This is a genomic window from Segatella copri (assembly GCF_019249655.2).
Classification (GTDB): Bacteria; Bacteroidota; Bacteroidia; order Bacteroidales; family Bacteroidaceae; genus Prevotella.
The window spans coordinates 1,516,364-1,531,833 of record NZ_CP137557.1; the positions used below are offsets into that span (position 1 = coordinate 1,516,364).

Annotated in this window: 12 protein-coding genes, 2 tRNA genes and 1 pseudogene; 6 read left to right on the forward strand and 9 right to left on the reverse strand. The window is 50.1% G+C overall.

Features of this window, described 5'->3' with window-relative positions; all coding sequences use genetic code 11:
• Positions 1-17: 17 nt before the first annotated feature.
• Positions 18-929, reverse strand: coding sequence for a ParB/RepB/Spo0J family partition protein (locus KUA49_RS05815; protein WP_203049488.1), 912 nt, complete (start codon positions 927-929; stop codon positions 18-20).
• 63 nt (positions 930-992) lie between these two features.
• On the reverse strand, positions 993-1,757 hold the full coding sequence (locus tag KUA49_RS05820; protein WP_203041446.1) for a ParA family protein: 765 nt from the start codon (positions 1,755-1,757) through the stop codon (positions 993-995).
• 154 nt (positions 1,758-1,911) lie between these two features.
• On the opposite strand from KUA49_RS05820, the gene surE reads away from it, so the two are divergent.
• Both surE and lpxB read left to right on the forward strand, forming a co-directional pair.
• Complete coding sequence (gene surE / locus KUA49_RS05825; protein ID WP_218412520.1) at positions 1,912-2,676, forward strand: 5'/3'-nucleotidase SurE; 765 nt, start codon at positions 1,912-1,914, stop codon at positions 2,674-2,676.
• 10 nt (positions 2,677-2,686) lie between these two features.
• A pseudogene (gene lpxB / locus KUA49_RS05830) lies at positions 2,687-3,826 on the forward strand (lipid-A-disaccharide synthase); the annotation flags it as partial.
• Between the two features lie 364 nt (positions 3,827-4,190).
• Here lpxB and KUA49_RS05835 read toward each other — a convergent pair.
• From KUA49_RS05835 to rsfS, 3 genes are read right to left on the reverse strand one after another with little or no spacing between them, the layout of a single operon-like run.
• Positions 4,191-5,057 (reverse strand): phosphatidate cytidylyltransferase, encoded by an 867-nt coding sequence (locus tag KUA49_RS05835; protein ID WP_218412518.1) that lies wholly within the window; start codon positions 5,055-5,057, stop codon positions 4,191-4,193.
• A gap of 8 nt (positions 5,058-5,065) precedes the next feature.
• Positions 5,066-7,195: an ATP-dependent zinc metalloprotease FtsH gene (gene ftsH / locus KUA49_RS05840; protein ID WP_218412517.1), complete on the reverse strand. Its 2,130-nt coding sequence runs from the start codon at positions 7,193-7,195 to the stop codon at positions 5,066-5,068.
• Positions 7,196-7,242: 47 nt separating this feature from the next.
• A complete protein-coding gene (gene rsfS, locus KUA49_RS05845; protein ID WP_203041441.1) occupies positions 7,243-7,602 on the reverse strand; it encodes a ribosome silencing factor in 360 nt (119 codons plus the stop codon).
• A 201-nt stretch (positions 7,603-7,803) separates the two neighbouring features.
• On the opposite strand from rsfS, the gene KUA49_RS05850 reads away from it, so the two are divergent.
• A tRNA-Gln gene (locus KUA49_RS05850) sits at positions 7,804-7,874 on the forward strand.
• Between the two features lie 36 nt (positions 7,875-7,910).
• Positions 7,911-7,981: transfer RNA gene (locus KUA49_RS05855), tRNA-Gln, on the forward strand.
• A 160-nt stretch (positions 7,982-8,141) separates the two neighbouring features.
• On the opposite strand, the gene KUA49_RS05860 is transcribed toward KUA49_RS05855, so the two are convergent.
• The 4 genes from KUA49_RS05860 to KUA49_RS05875 all read right to left on the reverse strand — a co-directional run bounded on the left by KUA49_RS05860 (position 8,142) and on the right by KUA49_RS05875 (position 13,840).
• Entirely contained in the window at positions 8,142-9,908 is a 1,767-nt protein-coding gene (locus tag KUA49_RS05860) for a DUF349 domain-containing protein (protein ID WP_218412516.1), read from the reverse strand.
• Between the two features lie 165 nt (positions 9,909-10,073).
• On the reverse strand, positions 10,074-11,000 hold the full coding sequence (locus KUA49_RS05865; RefSeq protein WP_203041439.1) for a magnesium transporter CorA family protein: 927 nt from the start codon (positions 10,998-11,000) through the stop codon (positions 10,074-10,076).
• Between the two features lie 366 nt (positions 11,001-11,366).
• Entirely contained in the window at positions 11,367-12,830 is a 1,464-nt protein-coding gene (locus KUA49_RS05870; RefSeq protein ID WP_218412515.1) for an aminoacyl-histidine dipeptidase, read from the reverse strand.
• An 11-nt stretch (positions 12,831-12,841) separates the two neighbouring features.
• Positions 12,842-13,840 (reverse strand): lysylphosphatidylglycerol synthase transmembrane domain-containing protein, encoded by a 999-nt coding sequence (locus KUA49_RS05875; RefSeq protein ID WP_218412530.1) that lies wholly within the window; start codon positions 13,838-13,840, stop codon positions 12,842-12,844.
• A gap of 221 nt (positions 13,841-14,061) precedes the next feature.
• On the opposite strand from KUA49_RS05875, the gene rsmA reads away from it, so the two are divergent.
• Both rsmA and frr read left to right on the forward strand, forming a co-directional pair.
• On the forward strand, positions 14,062-14,871 hold the full coding sequence (rsmA, locus tag KUA49_RS05880; RefSeq protein ID WP_203041456.1) for a 16S rRNA (adenine(1518)-N(6)/adenine(1519)-N(6))-dimethyltransferase RsmA: 810 nt from the start codon (positions 14,062-14,064) through the stop codon (positions 14,869-14,871).
• Positions 14,872-14,894: 23 nt separating this feature from the next.
• The gene (gene frr / locus KUA49_RS05885; protein ID WP_203041437.1) at positions 14,895-15,455 is read left to right on the forward strand and encodes a ribosome recycling factor; all 561 of its coding nucleotides are present in this window, start codon (positions 14,895-14,897) and stop codon (positions 15,453-15,455) included.
• Positions 15,456-15,470 lie beyond the last annotated feature (15 nt).

Genomic DNA, 15,470 nt, shown 5'->3' on the forward strand with positions numbered 1-15,470 from the left:
AATTTCAATTTCACTTTTTATTCTTGTTTCAGTTTATCGAAAACATTCATGATGTGCTCCAGCTCCTCTTCGTTGGCAAAGGGGATGCTGATTTTTCCCTTGCCCTTGGCAGAGCAGGAGAACTGCACCTTGGTGTTGAGGAAGGAAGAGAGGCGGTCTCTGAGCATGGCAAACTCCTCTGGCACCTGTGCCTTGGCTGTGATGGTCTTCTTGCCGCTCTCCACGTCTTCTCCGTTCTTGAGTCGCTGCACCATCTCTTCCACCTTTCTTACGGAGTATCCGTTTTTCTGGATTTCCTTGAAGAGTTTGATCTGCAGTGAAGGACTGTCCAGGGCGAGCAGTGCACGGCAGTGGCCCATGTCGATTTCCTTCTTCTGCAGTGCCATCTGCACCTGTGCAGGCAGCTTCAGGAGTCTCAGATAGTTGGCGATGGCAGCACGGCTCTTGCCCACGCGTTCTGAAACTTTCTCCTGGGTCATTCCCTCGTTTTCCATCAGATGTTCGTAAGCCAGAGCGATTTCTATGGCGTTGAGGTCCTGGCGCTGGATGTTCTCCACGAGCGCCATCTCCATCACGTTCTCGTCGCTGATGGTGCGGATATAGGCTGGAATGGCTGTTAGACCCGCCAGCTGGGAGGCTCTCCAGCGGCGCTCACCTGCAATGATCTGGAAGTGATTCTCTGCTATCTGTCGCAGGGTGATGGGCTGGATAATGCCGATGGCACGGATGCTGTCAGCCAGTTCCTGCAAGCTTTCCTCGTCAAACTCTCTTCGGGGCTGGTTGGGGTTAGCCTCAATCTGGTCGAGCGGAATCTCGTTGATGGTGCTGCTGCCCTGCGTGCGGACCCCCTCGGTTGATATGAGGGCATCGAGACCGCGTCCCAGGGCATTGCTCTTCATGCCGTTATTGAATTTCTTATGTACTGCCATTTTTTACTTTTGATCTTTGAATTTTGAACATTTACCTTTTCTGAAGGGTTCAATTTCTTTTTCCTAACTGTTTCTGTTGATAATTTCCTTCGCCAATGCCAGATGGTTTCTGGCACCGTTGCTCTCTGCATCGTAGAGGATGACGGGGAGTCCGTGGCTCGGACTTTCGCTCAGCTTCACGTTGCGCTGAATCACCGTCTTGAACACCAGTTCCTGGAAGTGGCGCTTCACCTCGTCGTAAATCTGGTTGGCAAGGCGCAGGCGGCTGTCGTACATCGTGAGCAGGAATCCCTCTATTTCCAGTTTCGGGTTCAGCTTGCTCTTGATGATCTTGATGGTGTTGAGCAGTTTGCTGATACCTTCTAGCGCAAAATACTCGCATTGCACTGGGATGACAACGCTGTCGGCTGCGGTGAGCGAGTTCACGGTGATGAGTCCCAATGAAGGCGAGCAATCTATGAGTATGTAGTCGTAATCGTTGCGGATGGGTTCGAGCAGGTTCTTGATGACCCTTTCTCGATTTTTCAGGTTGAGCATTTCTATCTCAGCACCCACGAGGTCGATGTGGCTTGGCACGATGTCGAGACCGTCGATGTCGGTGGTATAGATAGCATCCCGGATGTCTGCATGGTCGATGATGCATTCGTAGAGCGAACATTCCACTTCGCCAAGGTTAACGCCCAGTCCGCTGGATGCGTTCGCCTGCGGGTCGGCGTCGATGACAAGCACCGTCTTCTCCAGTGTGGCGAGCGATGCTGCCAGGTTGATGGTCGTAGTGGTCTTTCCGACACCACCTTTCTGATTAGCTAATGCGATTATTTTTCCCATTTCTTTTGTCTATATAATAACCTAAAGTGTGCGCCCGTGAGCTAAAAATGGCTTTCGAGTGCAGAATTTTTCGGCAAAGATACAAAAAATATGCGAGAAATATGTTACTTTAAAGGTTTTTTCGTACTTTTGCACCTAAAAGAAAGATATTTTTATGGAAAATAAGAAACCTTTAGTGTTAATTTCTAATGATGATGGCTATCATGCCAATGGTATTAAAACGCTCGTGAGCTTCCTCAAGGACTGGTGCGACCTGCTGGTTGTGGCTCCCGAAAGTGCCCGCTCCGGATTCGCCTGCGCCTTCTCGGCTACCACGCCGCTGCGCCTCAAGCGACGCCACAACATGGGCGAGGATGTGGAGGTGTGGTCGTGCAGCGGAACACCGGTAGACTGCGTGAAGCTGGCACTCGACCAGTTCTTGAAACATCGCCGTCCCGACCTCGTGATTGGCGGAATCAACCATGGCGATAACTCCAGTGTGAACAACCATTATTCGGGCACCATGGGTGTGGCGAAGGAGGGATGCATGCAGCATATTCCAAGCATAGCCTTCAGCAGTTGCAACTATGATGAGAATGCCGATCTCTCGCCGCTGCGTGAGGGTGTTCTCAAGGTGGTGAAGATGGTGCTCGAGAAGGGCTTGCCTGAATATACCTGCCTGAATGTCAACTTCCCGGCGCAGCCTCCGTTCAAGGGATTCAAGGCTTGCCGAATGACGCATGGATCGTGGATTAACGAAGTGGAGCATCGCACGCACCCGCACGGTTACGACTATTACTGGATGGTGGGCGACTACCGTAATGATGAGCCTGAGGCTACGGATACTGACCAGTGGGCGGTGAACAATGGCTATATTTCCATTACGCCAACCAAGATTGATGTCACAGATTATGATTGGATCAAGAAGTTTGAGTTATGAAGTTTGAGTTATGAAGTATTATTTGATAGTAGGAGAGGCGAGTGGCGACCTGCATGCAAGCCGGTTGATGCGTTCGCTAAAAAATGTTGACGAGTTTGCTGAATTCAGATTCTTCGGAGGCGATTTGATGGCTGCCGAAGGAGGCACTCGTGTCAAGCATTACAAGGAGCTTGCCTATATGGGTTTTGTTCCTGTGCTTCTGCATCTTCGCACCATCTTTGCCAACATGAAGAAGTGCAAGGAGGATATCGTGAAATGGAGACCTGATGTTGTAATCTTGGTAGATTATCCGGGATTCAATCTGAATATCGCTAAGTTCTTGAAAAAGAAGACGAATATTCCGTCTTACTATTATATTTCGCCTAAGATATGGGCATGGAAGGAATGGCGCATCCGCAGCATCAAGCGCGATATCGCCGAACTCTTCTCCATCTTGCCTTTCGAGGTTCCTTTCTTTGAGAAAAAGCATCGCTATCCCATTCATTACGTGGGCAATCCTACGGCCGAGGAAGTAGCTGCATTCAGGGCTTCTTACAAGCAGACTGCCCTGGAATTTTGTCAGGAGAATAATCTTGACGTACATCGTCCGATTATCGCCCTGCTTGCCGGAAGCCGATTGCAGGAAATCAAGGATAATCTGCCAGCGATGATTGAGGTGGCTGAGCGGTTTGAGGATTACCAGATGGTGCTTGCCGGGGCTCCTTCCATAGAGGACGCTTACTACGAGAAGTTCCTGAAGGGTACGCCTGTCAAGCTGGTGCGCAACAAGACTTATCCGCTTCTTACCCATGCCACGGCTGCTTTGGTGACGAGTGGTACGGCTACGCTGGAAACGGCGCTTTTCGAGGTGCCTCAGGTGGTTTGTTATGAAACGCCATTGCCTCGTCTGGTTCGTTTTGCGTTTAAGCATATAATGTCGTGCAAGTATATCTCGCTGGTGAATCTGATAGCTGATAAGGAGGTGGTTCAGGAGATGTTTGCCGACCGCTTCAAGGTGGATGCTATTGCCGACCAGCTTTATCAGATTCTGCCTGGTATGGAGGGTAGGGAGCGCATGCTTGCGGAATATCGTGAGGTGAGAGAGCGCTTGGGCAATCAGGTGGCTCCGGATGAGGCTGCCGCCATCATGTATGATTTGCTGGTAAAGCGCCGCGAGATGCTCCTCAAGCTGGCTAGAGAAAGAGCGGAGGCCGAAGCCAAGGCTGCTGCCGAGGCCGCCGAGCGTGCAAGATTGAAAGCTTTGGCTGAAGCAGAAGCAGCGAAGAAGAAAGCTGAGCAGGAGGCGGAAACTGCAAGATTGAAGGCTGAGAAAGAAGCGGAATTGGCTAGGAGAAGAGCCGAGGAAGCCAGAAGGCTTGCCGAAGAAGAAGCCGAGCGTGCCCGACTGGCAGAAGAACAGCTCAGTCAGTCGCAGCAGGAAGAGTTGAAATAGTATATTGCTATAAGAGAAATCTTAGTTATAAGAAAAATCGCAGCACACCCAGAAAGGGGCGAGCTGCGATTTTTTATTGTATTTATCCGAAAAGCTGGAGGGTGTAGAGATAAATCACCGCTGCCGGTATTGCCATGAGCGATGAATCGAAACGGTCGAGCATGCCGCCATGGCCTGGCAGGATGGTTCCGCTATCCTTCACACCCAGCGTACGCTTGAAGAGACTCTCTACCAGGTCGCCCCAGGTGCCGAAGAAGGCTACAACCACTCCAAGACCCACCCAGCCAGGAATGCTCAGGCGATGGGCTGCACCATCATTGGCAATGTAACCGATGATGATGGCTGCGATAATCACGAAAATGCCGCCGCCGATGCTGCCCTCCCAACTCTTTGCCGGACTGATGCGGGGAAACAGCTTGTGTTTGCCGAAAAGCGAACCGCTGCAGTAAGCACCCGTATCGTTGGTCCAAAGGAAGATGAAGATGCTCAAAGGCAAGAGCATGTCGTAATGTATCTGACCGTCGAATGCCGAAGTCTCGAACGCCAAAACGTTAATCATCGAGAATGGCAGGGCAATATACATCTGTGAAAGCATGGTGTAGGCCCAGTCGTTGATGGCATTCTTGTTGCCCGTGTAGAGCTCTGCAATGAAAAGATACACGATGGTGAGCAGATAAGGTACGAATACCACGAAGTTGCTCACGATGCCGGTGCGGAAACCTGCCACGGCTAGGAAGAAATATACGCCTGCCACGGTGGTGATGAAGCGGTTTACGCAGATGTCTTCCTTCTGGTTTACCAGTCCGCAATACTCCCAAATGCTTAGTCCTGTAATCAGGGCGAAGAGGAAAATCATCGCCCTGGGATTCAGGAAGCAAGATACCATACAGGCGACGAAGAGTACGCCTGTGATGGATCTTATTACTAGATTTTTTTGTTTATCAGTCATAGGCCTTCCTATTTTTCGTTATTTTTCTCGTTTTCAGAAGCCTTGGTCTCAGAAGCATCCTTAGGAGAATTCTCAGAAGAATTCTCAGAAGAAGTTTCAGAAGCATCCTCTCCAGCCTGCTTCTTTGCCTCTTCATGTTCCTTGATGGCAGCCTGAACCTCAGGCATATCCTTCACGGCGTCGTCAATCTTAGGTTGCTCGTCTTCCATGATTTCCTGCGAGCGGCTCAGCCATGGGCGCTTGCCGAAGATGTGCTCCACATCCTCTGCCATGATCACCTCTTTCTGAATCAGCAGTTCGGCAAGGGCGTTGTGACCCTCCTTGTGCTCCATCAGGATGTTCTTGGCACGGGTGTATTGCTCGTTCACCATCTGCAGCACCTCCTTGTCTATCTCGCGGGCTGTAGTCTCTGAGTAAGGACGCTGGAACGAATACTCATTCTGGTTGTAATAGCAGATGTTTGGCAGGCTCTTGCTCATACCCAGGTAAGCCACCATGCCATAGGCGCTCTTGGTAGCACGCTCCAGGTCGTTCATCGCTCCGGAAGAGATATGACCGGTGAAGAGTTCCTCGGCGGCACGTCCACCCATCAGTGAACACATTTCGTCGAGCATCTGCTCCTTGGTGGTAATCTGGCGCTCTTCCGGCAGATACCAGGCTGCGCCGAGTGCCTGACCGCGAGGTACGATGGTTACCTTGATCAGTGGGTTGGCATACTGGCAGAACCATGAAATGGTAGCGTGGCCAGCCTCGTGCAGGGCGATGCTGCGCTTCTCGTCGGCAGTCATCACCTTGGTCTTCTTCTCCAATCCGCCTACGATTCTGTCTACGGCGTCGAGGAAATCCTGCTTGCAAACCGCCTTCTTGTTGTGGCGGGCTGCGATGAGGGCTGCCTCGTTGCAGACATTCGCAATATCAGCACCCGAGAAGCCCGGAGTCTGACGTGCCAGCAGATCTACATCCACGGTCTCGTCAATCTTGATAGGCTTCAGGTGAACCAGGAAGATGGCCTTGCGCTCGTTCAAGCCTGGAAGATCTACGTGGATTTCTCGGTCGAAACGGCCTGCGCGGAGCAGGGCACTGTCGAGCATGTCCACACGGTTGGTAGCAGCCAGGATAATCACACCACTGTTGGTGCCGAAACCGTCCATCTCGGTGAGCAGGGCGTTGAGCGTGTTCTCTCGCTCATCGTTTCCACCCATGGCTGGGTTCTTGCTGCGGGCACGGCCCACGGCGTCAATCTCATCGATGAAGATGATGCTAGGCGATTTCTCCTTTGCCTGGCGGAAGAGGTCGCGCACACGCGATGCACCTACGCCGACAAACATTTCCACGAAGTCAGAACCGCTCATTGAGAAGAATGGTACGCCAGCCTCGCCAGCCACCGCCTTCGCCAGAAGAGTCTTACCGGTTCCCGGAGGACCTACGAGCAGGGCGCCCTTAGGAATCTTACCACCCAGGTCGGTGTATTTCTGCGGATTTTTCAGGAAATCTACAATTTCCTGCACCTCCTGCTTGGCACCTTCCTGTCCGGCAACGTCCTTGAAGGTAATGCCGATGGCATTTCCCTTCTCATACATCTTCGCCTTGCTCTTTCCTACGTTGAAGATGCCGCCGCCCATGTTGCTCATTCCGCTGCCCATTCTGCCCGACATCCAGTAGATGAAGAAGAAGAAGAGAAGCAGTGGGGCAAGGCTCATGATGAGGCTCCAGAAGTCGTTGTCCTTCTGGTTGTCATAACTGAAGGAATGAATCTTTCCCTCTTTCACCTTCTCGTTGGCGTAGCGATCCATTTCGTCGATAGAGCCGAACTGTACTTTCACGTATGGGTTAGGACCCACGTTCTGGGCGCTCATCTTGTATACATCGCGCGTATATTTAGGGTTGATGTATATTTTGAGGTTGCTTTCAGTCTTGTTTGCCACTACGCTGAGCACGTACCCCTTGTCTACGTATTGCTTGAACTCTGTGTAGGTAGCTTCCTTGGCTGCGCTTCCGCCCAAGGCATCTCCACCACCACTGAAGAATAGCGCAATGAGTGCTATGAGGATGATGGTGTAGAGCCAATTCATGTTAAACCTAGGCATCTTAGGACCATTTCCTCCGCCCGGGTTGTTTAAATTGTTGCTTTGATTCATATATTATATATTTTTGTATGCAATGGTAAGGTGTCAAATCCCGAAGCTTAGTCGAGATTTGGAACATGGATGAGCTTAGCGTCAGCCCACAGATGCTCCAGGTCGTAATAGGCACGAACTTCTGGCAGGAAGATATGGACGAGCACGTCCACGAAATCCATCGCTACCCACTGGTCGTTGCCGAGTCCGGCCACGTTGACCGGCTTTTCGCCGAGGTTCTTGCGGCACATGTCGCCCACCGATTCTGCGATAGCCTCCACCTGGGTAGGTGATCCGCCCTGGCAGATGACGAAGTATTTGGCGATGGTGCCATCCATTTCACTGAGGTCGGCGATTACGATATCTTGACCTTTTTTCTCTTGTATACCTTCTTTAATAGTCTCTACGAGTTGTTTAACTGTGTTCATTAATTCTTTCTTGTTTTTATTTTCTACCTTATTATATGTAATTATGGTACAAAGATACGCTAAATACCCGAAAAACCCATGAAAAACAGAAAAAATTGAGATATTTTAAAAAAAAGTGCCGAAAAATTTTGGTGATTCAAAAAAAAGTTGTACCTTTGCACTCGCAATTGAGAAATCAACCTGATGAAGTTGCAATGATATTGGGATATGGTGTAATGGTAACACTACAGATTCTGGTCCTGTCATTCCTGGTTCGAGTCCGGGTATCCCAACTTCATTTTTCAAGTGGTTCTTCTTAAACGCAAAATTGGGATATGGTGTAATGGTAACACTACAGATTCTGGTCCTGTCATTCCTGGTTCGAGTCCGGGTATCCCAACTAGAGAGCATCTTTCATTCGAAAGATGCTTTTTTTATATCCCCAAGGCTTTCCTCAATATGTCCCCGCATTTTGCCAGGTATCAAAAAGAAAACCCAGAGCTTTCGCCCTGGGTTTATGATGAATTCAATGATTTCTTTTACTGTATCTCTGCATCAAATTACTTATTCTCAGCATCGATAGCCTTGATTTTCTCCTTTACGAGCTTCAAGTCTTCCTTCAGCTTCTCTACCTTGCGGTTCATCTCCTCTACGAGGCTGTTACCTTTCTTGCTTGCTGCATTGAGGAAACCGAGGTTGTTCTCGTAGGTGGTAATCTCAGCACGCAGCTGGTCGTAGCGGCGCAACAGTTTGCCACGCTCGTTGTCCAAAGCGTTGGCTCCCTTCTCGGCAACACTCTTCAGATTGCTCTTGAAGTTGTTCATGTGGCGCTTGGCATTGTTTGAACGCAGATGCTTGTAGAGCTTGTCCATCACGTCGTGATACTCCTTATAGAGCTTGTCTTTCTCCTTGAAAGGAACATGGCCCACGGCATTATACTGTGCGATGAAATCCTGCATCTTTTTCTGGAAACCGTCTACAGGAGGGTTCTCAGCCAAATCCTTGAGCTGGGCAATGATGCCGCGCTTCTTTTCGAGATTAGCATGCTCCTCGTTTCTTGTGCCTGCATTTTCCTTGTTGCGGGCATCAAAGAACTTGTTGCAGGCAGCCAGGAATTCCTTCCAGAGCTGGTCGCCCTGTTTGCGAGGCACGAAGCCCACGGTCTTCCATTCTTTCTGAAGCTGAACCAGCTTGTCGCCTGTTTTCTTCCAGTCGGTGCTGTCGGCTAAAGCCTTAGCCTTCTCCACCAGCTTCTGCTTCTTCTCCAGGTTCTCGGCATACTGGCTCTTGATGGTCTTGAAGAATTCTGCTTTCTTGCTGAAGAACTCATCGTTGGCGATGCGGAAGCGCTCGAAAATCTTCACGTTCATCTTCTGAGGAGCAAAGCCTATCTTCTTCCATTCGCCCTGAATTTCGATGATGGTCTTGGTAGCCTCCTCCCAGTCATTAGCCTGCTTGTTCTCCTTGAGGTTGATAGCCTCAATCTTCTCGCAGAGGGCAGTCTTCTTGGCGAGGTTATCCTCTTCCTTGGCGCGCAGATCCTCAAAATGCTGCTGGTGCTTCTTGTTGATCACGGTGCTGGCATTCTTGAAGCGGGTCCAGATAGACTCGCGCAGATCCTTTGCCACAGGTCCGATTTCGCGGTACTCCTGATGCAAGTCCTGCAACTGGTGGAAGGCAGAGATAACGTCTGGCTCTTCGGCCAGTTTTTCGGCAGCCTCACACAGCTTGGTCTTCGCCTCCAGGTTCTTCTTGAAGTCGTACTCGCGCGCCTCGTTGTTGAGCTTCAGCAGGTCGTAGAACTGCTCCACGTATAGCTGGTAGTTCTTCCACACCTCGTTAGCCTTGTCTGCAGGAATTGCCTTGATTTCCTTCCATTCCTGCTGCAGGTTCTTGAATTCCTGATATGAATTGTTGGCCTCCTCAGGCGAGGTAGCCATGGCTTTTATCTTTTCGATAATCTCAAGTTTCTTCGCCAGGTTTTCCTGCTTTTCCTCTTCCTGTTGCAGGAAGATCTTCGCTCTTTTCTCCTTGATGATCTGCATTTCCGCCTTGAAGGCTTCCTCTGTGTCATCAGGTAAGAGAACGTACTTCTCAGGGTCACCGCCTGCTGCGAGATACTCCTTCATCTGAGCATCTCTCTCGGCGAGATGAATCTTGTAGAACGTTGTCTTCAGGTTGTCGAGTTCCTCCTTGTTGGGAGCCTCTGCACTGTGGGCAATTTCTTTTACTCTTTCGAGTACTTCCTGCTTGGTGGCGTAAGCCTTCTTGGCAGGTTCTTTCAGGGCGCTCTGTGGAAACAGAGCTTTTTCTTGAGAGTCCATCATGTCACTTTGTTTAGTTTATGATTCGAGTTTCTTTGGTCGCTTGTCGTGCCTTGCGCGAGTCGGCCACAAATCTAATGTTATAATATTGTGCAAACTTAAACAAAAAAATCGAATATCCGTCAAGATATCCGATTTTTTTAATGTTTTTTATATGTAGAATGCCTTTTAGAGCAGTCTTTTGTATCTTAGGAAGCCCCAAGTGAGTCCGGATACCACAAACGAGATGACCAGGGCGAGGGCAAATCCGTAGGGACTTTCTTCCATGCCGTTCACCAGGTTCATGCCGAAGAAGGAGGATATCAGCGTTGGCAACATCATCACGATGCTGATACTGGTCAGGGTTCGCATCGTGGTGTTCATGTTGTTATTGATGATGCTCGAATAGGTGTCCATCGTTGATTCCAGAATGTCGGAATAGATGCTGGTGGTCTCTCTCGCCTGCGTCATCTCAATGTTCACGTCTTCGATGAGGTCGGCATCCAATTCGTCCACCTGTAGCTTGAACTTCAATTTCGAGAGCAGGTTTTCGTTGCCTCGGATAGAGGTGATGAAGTAGGTGAGGGAGTCTTGCAGGCGGCTCAGTCCTATCAGGCTCTCGTTGTTCACGCCATGATCCAGATTGCGCTTCGCCTTCTCGATGAGCGAGTTGATCTGCTTCAATCGCTTCAGGTACCATACGGCCGACGAGAGGAAGAGGCGGAAAATCATGTCCACGTAGTCGGTGAAACCCTCGCCGCGTTTCTGCTGATAGCTCACGAAATCTATCATCATGTTGGTTTCGTAGAAGCATACGGTGATGGTTACGTCGCGCTTGTGGATGATGCCCAGCGGCACGGTGGTGTAAGGTGTGCGGCTGCGTATTTCCTTGACGTAGGGGATACGGAGGATGATGAGCATCCAGCCATCGTCGTATTCGTAGCGGGCACGCTCATCGGTATCGCTGATATCCGAAAGGAAATAATCAGGGATTTTGAATTCTTCTTCCAGCAGGCGCTGGTCTTCATCAGTTGGACATGTTACTTGTATCCAGCAGTTTGGCTGCCACTCGTTGAGTGGAGACAGAGTCTTTTCTATGTTCCAGTATGTCTTCATTGTTTGCTAATCTCCAAAAAATAATAAACGTTTGGGTATGGAGATTGGCTATTGGATTTTCTAGCCCTTACCGTTCTTTATTCGGGGGGCTGTTTCCTGAATGCTGAATCTCCACGCCTACAATTCATAATTGTTCTCCGCGTGATAATCGTCCATTTTGTTGTTAATTTGATGAAACTTATGCAAGTGGGCTGCAGCATCGCATCCGTCTTTTGGGATGAGAAGCTTCTGCTTTTCTTGGCAGATATGACAGTGCTTGCGAAATCGGGTGCAAAGATAATGATTTTTATTGAGAAAAGGGACAAAAAAGCCGAGAAAATTCTTTCCCGGCTTCCTTTTTTAATCTTTTTGTAATTTCTTCCTTCTTTACTTGGTAGGAATCTCGGCAAGCAGCTGCTTCATCAGGTTCCAGAATGGAGCCACGCAGCTAATCTGGCAACGCTCGTTGGCAGTGTGAGGGCTGAGCAGGGTAGGACCGAATGATACTACATCCAGGTTAGGATACTTGCCCAGGATGATAGAGCACTCCAATCCCGCATGAACAGCCTGAACCACGCCGTCCTTGCCGTTCTGCTCCTTGTACACCTTCAATACGTGCTCCAGAATGTCGCTCTTTGGGTTAGGGTTCCAGCCGCCGTAAGCGCCGCTGAACTCTACCTTCATGCCAGCCATGTTGAAGCAGCTCTCCATCATGGTAGCCAGATACATCTTGTAATACTCGTGGCTAGAACGTGCCAGAATCTTGATGGCAGCCTTACCGCCACCTATTTCGATGATGGCGAGGTTAGATGATGTCTCTACGATGTCAGGCATGGATGGAGCCATGCGCAATACGCCGTCGTGGCAAGCAAAGATGGCGTCTACCAGGTTGTCCTGAATCTCGGCAGGAACCTCTGTGGCTGGAGTTTCTACGTTCTCGGTGAAGAACTCGATGTTCTCGATGTTCTCAATGCCGTTGAACTCATCGCAGAACTCGTCCTTCCAGTCGGCTACCATGTCGTTCAAGGCCTCTACGTTCTCCTTTGGCAGAGTCAGTACCACCTCTGCCTGGAATGGAATGGCGTTACGCATGTTGCCGCCCTGCCATGAAGCCAGGCGTGCGTCAAGTTCGGAGATTGCCTCACGGACGAAGCGAACCATGCACTTGTTGGCGTTGGCTCTGCCCTCGTTGATCTCGATGCCGGAGTGACCGCCCTTCAATCCCTTCAGGGTAACCTTTACGGCTGCATCTTCCTTGTCTGTCTCCACCTCCTTATAGTCGAGTGTTGCTGTGATGTCGATACCGCCGGCACTTCCGATTACGAACTCGCCCCATACCTCTGTGTCGAGGTTCAAGAGGATCTCTCCGTTCAGTTCGCCCTCAGGCAGGTCGTTGGCACCATACATGCCTGTCTCCTCGTCAGCGGTGATGAGACCCTCTACAGGTCCGTGCTGCAAGTCCTTAGACTCCATCACAGCCATGATAGTAGCCACGCCCAGACCGTCGTCGCTACCCAGTGTAGTCTTGTTGGCACGTACCCAGTCGCCATCGATGATGGTTTCGATAGGATCGTTCTCGAAGTCGTGGTTGCTTTCAGGAGCCTTCTGAGGCACCATGTCCATGTGTGCCTGCATGATAACGCCCTTTCTGTTCTCCATGCCTGGAGTAGCAGGTTTGCGCATCACGATGTTTCCAGCAGCATCCTGGAAAGCCTCTACGCCAGCCTCCTTTGCCCAGTTGAGCAAATAAGCCTGAATTTTCTCCAAATGTCCTGATGGACGTGGAACTTGTGTCAACTTGTCGAAGTTGCGCCAGATTTCAACTGGACTTAGATTCTTAATGTCAGCCATAATATCTTTATTTAAAATGTTAATGTTTTTTTTCTTGTAAACGCCAGGGCTATCCATGCGTAAATGCCCAGCAGGATGACGAGCAGCGTCTGCACCGAGTGTACGATGAGCACGAAGTAGAGTGCGTCGTTCTGCTGGATGCCGTAGAGGATGAGCATCGTCTTCACGGCGAAATGCCAGGGACCCGCTCCGTTGGGGGTAGGTACCACCACGGCAATGCTGCCCACGATGAAGGTAACCAGTCCGCACATCAGGTTCAGGTGGCTGGTTGATTCGAAGCACTGGAATGTGAGATAATAGTGCAGGAAATAACTCAGCCAGATGCCCAGGGTAAAGGCGATGTAGAGGGGTGCGTTCTTCACGCCCTTCAGCGAAATCACTCCCTGCCACAGTCCGCTCAGCGTGGCTTTCACCTTATTATATATAGCCAGCTTCTTGAGCAGGATGTGTGCCAGGATGAGCACGGCAACGCCGCAGATGGCGGTAACCAGGTAGCCCGTGGCGGTAAACTTCCCCAAGATGCTGTCCATGCTGGTGCCCGTCTTGTCGAAGAAGTTCAGGAACACGGGAATCTGCATCAGAAACACCAGTCCGGCGATGAGCAGCACGAGCAGCGAGTCGATGGCTCTTTCTGTTACCACCGTACCCAGCGATTTGGGAAACGAGATTCCGTCCCATCTCTTCAGCACGGCGCATCTTGCAAATTCACCCGATCTCGGGATAACGAGGCTCAGGGCGTAGGATATGAAGATGGAGTTGATGCTTACGCTGCTTCGGGGCTTTTCGCCGATGGGTTCCAGCGCCTGTTTCCATCTCCAGCCCCTGAAGAGCTGTGCCGAGATGCCAAAGGGGAACGACAGCAGCATCCAGGTCCAACTCATCCTGTGGAGCACCACGTCCTCCACCTGCCTGAAGTCAAATCCGCGATACATCCAGTAGAGGATGGCTCCGCCCAGAAACAGCGAGAGAGCCACCTTCCAGATATTGTTTGCTATCTTTTTCTTTTCCATCATAGTGCAAAGGTAATACTTTTATCGCTTATATGGTGCGGTTTCTGCATATTTTTAGCATAAATAAACGCTTCTGCCCCTTTTTATTTCCTCTTTTTTATATAAAAGAGAAAAAAAATCGCATCTAAGCGATGATTTCTCGAAAAATAATCGTATTTTTGCAAAATATATATAGTAAGAAATAACAAACAGACCGAAAGGTCGGAAACAGATAGAGAATGATGAAAGCTGTAAAGCCAAAGAAAAATCTGGGTCAGCACTTCCTTACTGACCTCAACATAGCCAAGCGCATCGCCGATACGGTGGATGCCTGCCCTGATATTCCCGTGCTCGAAATCGGACCGGGAATGGGTGTGCTTACGCAATATCTCGTAGAGAAGCCACGCCTCGTGAAGGCGGTGGAAATCGACTCAGAGTCGGTGGCTTATCTGCACGAAAACTTCCCTCAGCTGAAGGACAATATCATAGGAGAGGATTTTCTGAGAATGGACCTCAACCAGATATTCGACGGAAAGCAGTTCGTGCTCACGGGCAATTACCCTTACGACATTTCCTCGCAGATTTTCTTCAAGATGCTCGACTACAAGGATCTCATTCCTTGCTGCACCGGCATGATTCAGCGAGAAGTGGCGTTGCGTATGGCATCCGAGCCAGGCAATAAGGCGTATGGCATCCTCAGCGTGCTCATCCAGGCATGGTACGATGTGGAGTATCTCTTTACCGTAGACGAGGGCGTGTTCAATCCACCTCCAAAGGTAAAGAGTGCCGTAATCCGCATGACCCGCAACAAGGTGACCGACCTGGGCTGCGATGAGAAGCTCTTCAAGCGACTGGTGAAGACCGTGTTCAACCAGCGCCGCAAGATGCTGCGCGTGAGCTTGAAGCAGATGTTTCCGGGTGTAACTCCACGAGAGGATTTCTACACCACCGACATCATGACCAAGCGCCCTGAGCAGCTCAGCATCCCGCAGTTTGTGGAACTTACCAACTATGTGGGTGAGGAACTCAAAAGATTGGAATTAATAAAATAATAAAAAATAAAAATATACAGACTATGATCGACGTAAAAGAAACTTTGAATTCTGCAGCAGAGCGTATGGAGATGGCTGCGATGTATCTCGCAGAAGAACTCTCTCATATCCGTGCAGGTCGCGCCAACGTAGCAATCCTCGACGGCGTGCGTGTTAACAGCTATGGCAGCATGGTTCCCCTGAACCAGGTAGCCACCGTAACAACTCCTGATGCGCGTACCATCGCCATCCGCCCTTGGGACAAGAAGGCCATCAAGGACATCGAGAAGGCTATCATGGATAGCGGAGTGGGTATTACTCCAGAGAACAATGGCGAGATTGTTCGCCTCGGTATTCCTCAGCCTACTGGCGAGCGCCGCAAGGAGCTGGTTAAGCAGTGTAACAAGATTGCCGAGCGTGCCAAGATTGAGGTTCGCAACGTGCGCCAGGAGGTGAAGGAGAAGCTGAAGAAGGCTATCAAGGATGGTCTTTCTGAGGACTTGGAGAAGGATGCAGAGAATGATTTGCAGAAGCTTCACGACAAGTACATCAAGCAGCTCGAAGGTTTGATGGACGAGAAGGAAAAGGAAATCATGACAGTCTAGAAAGGCTCACCCTTT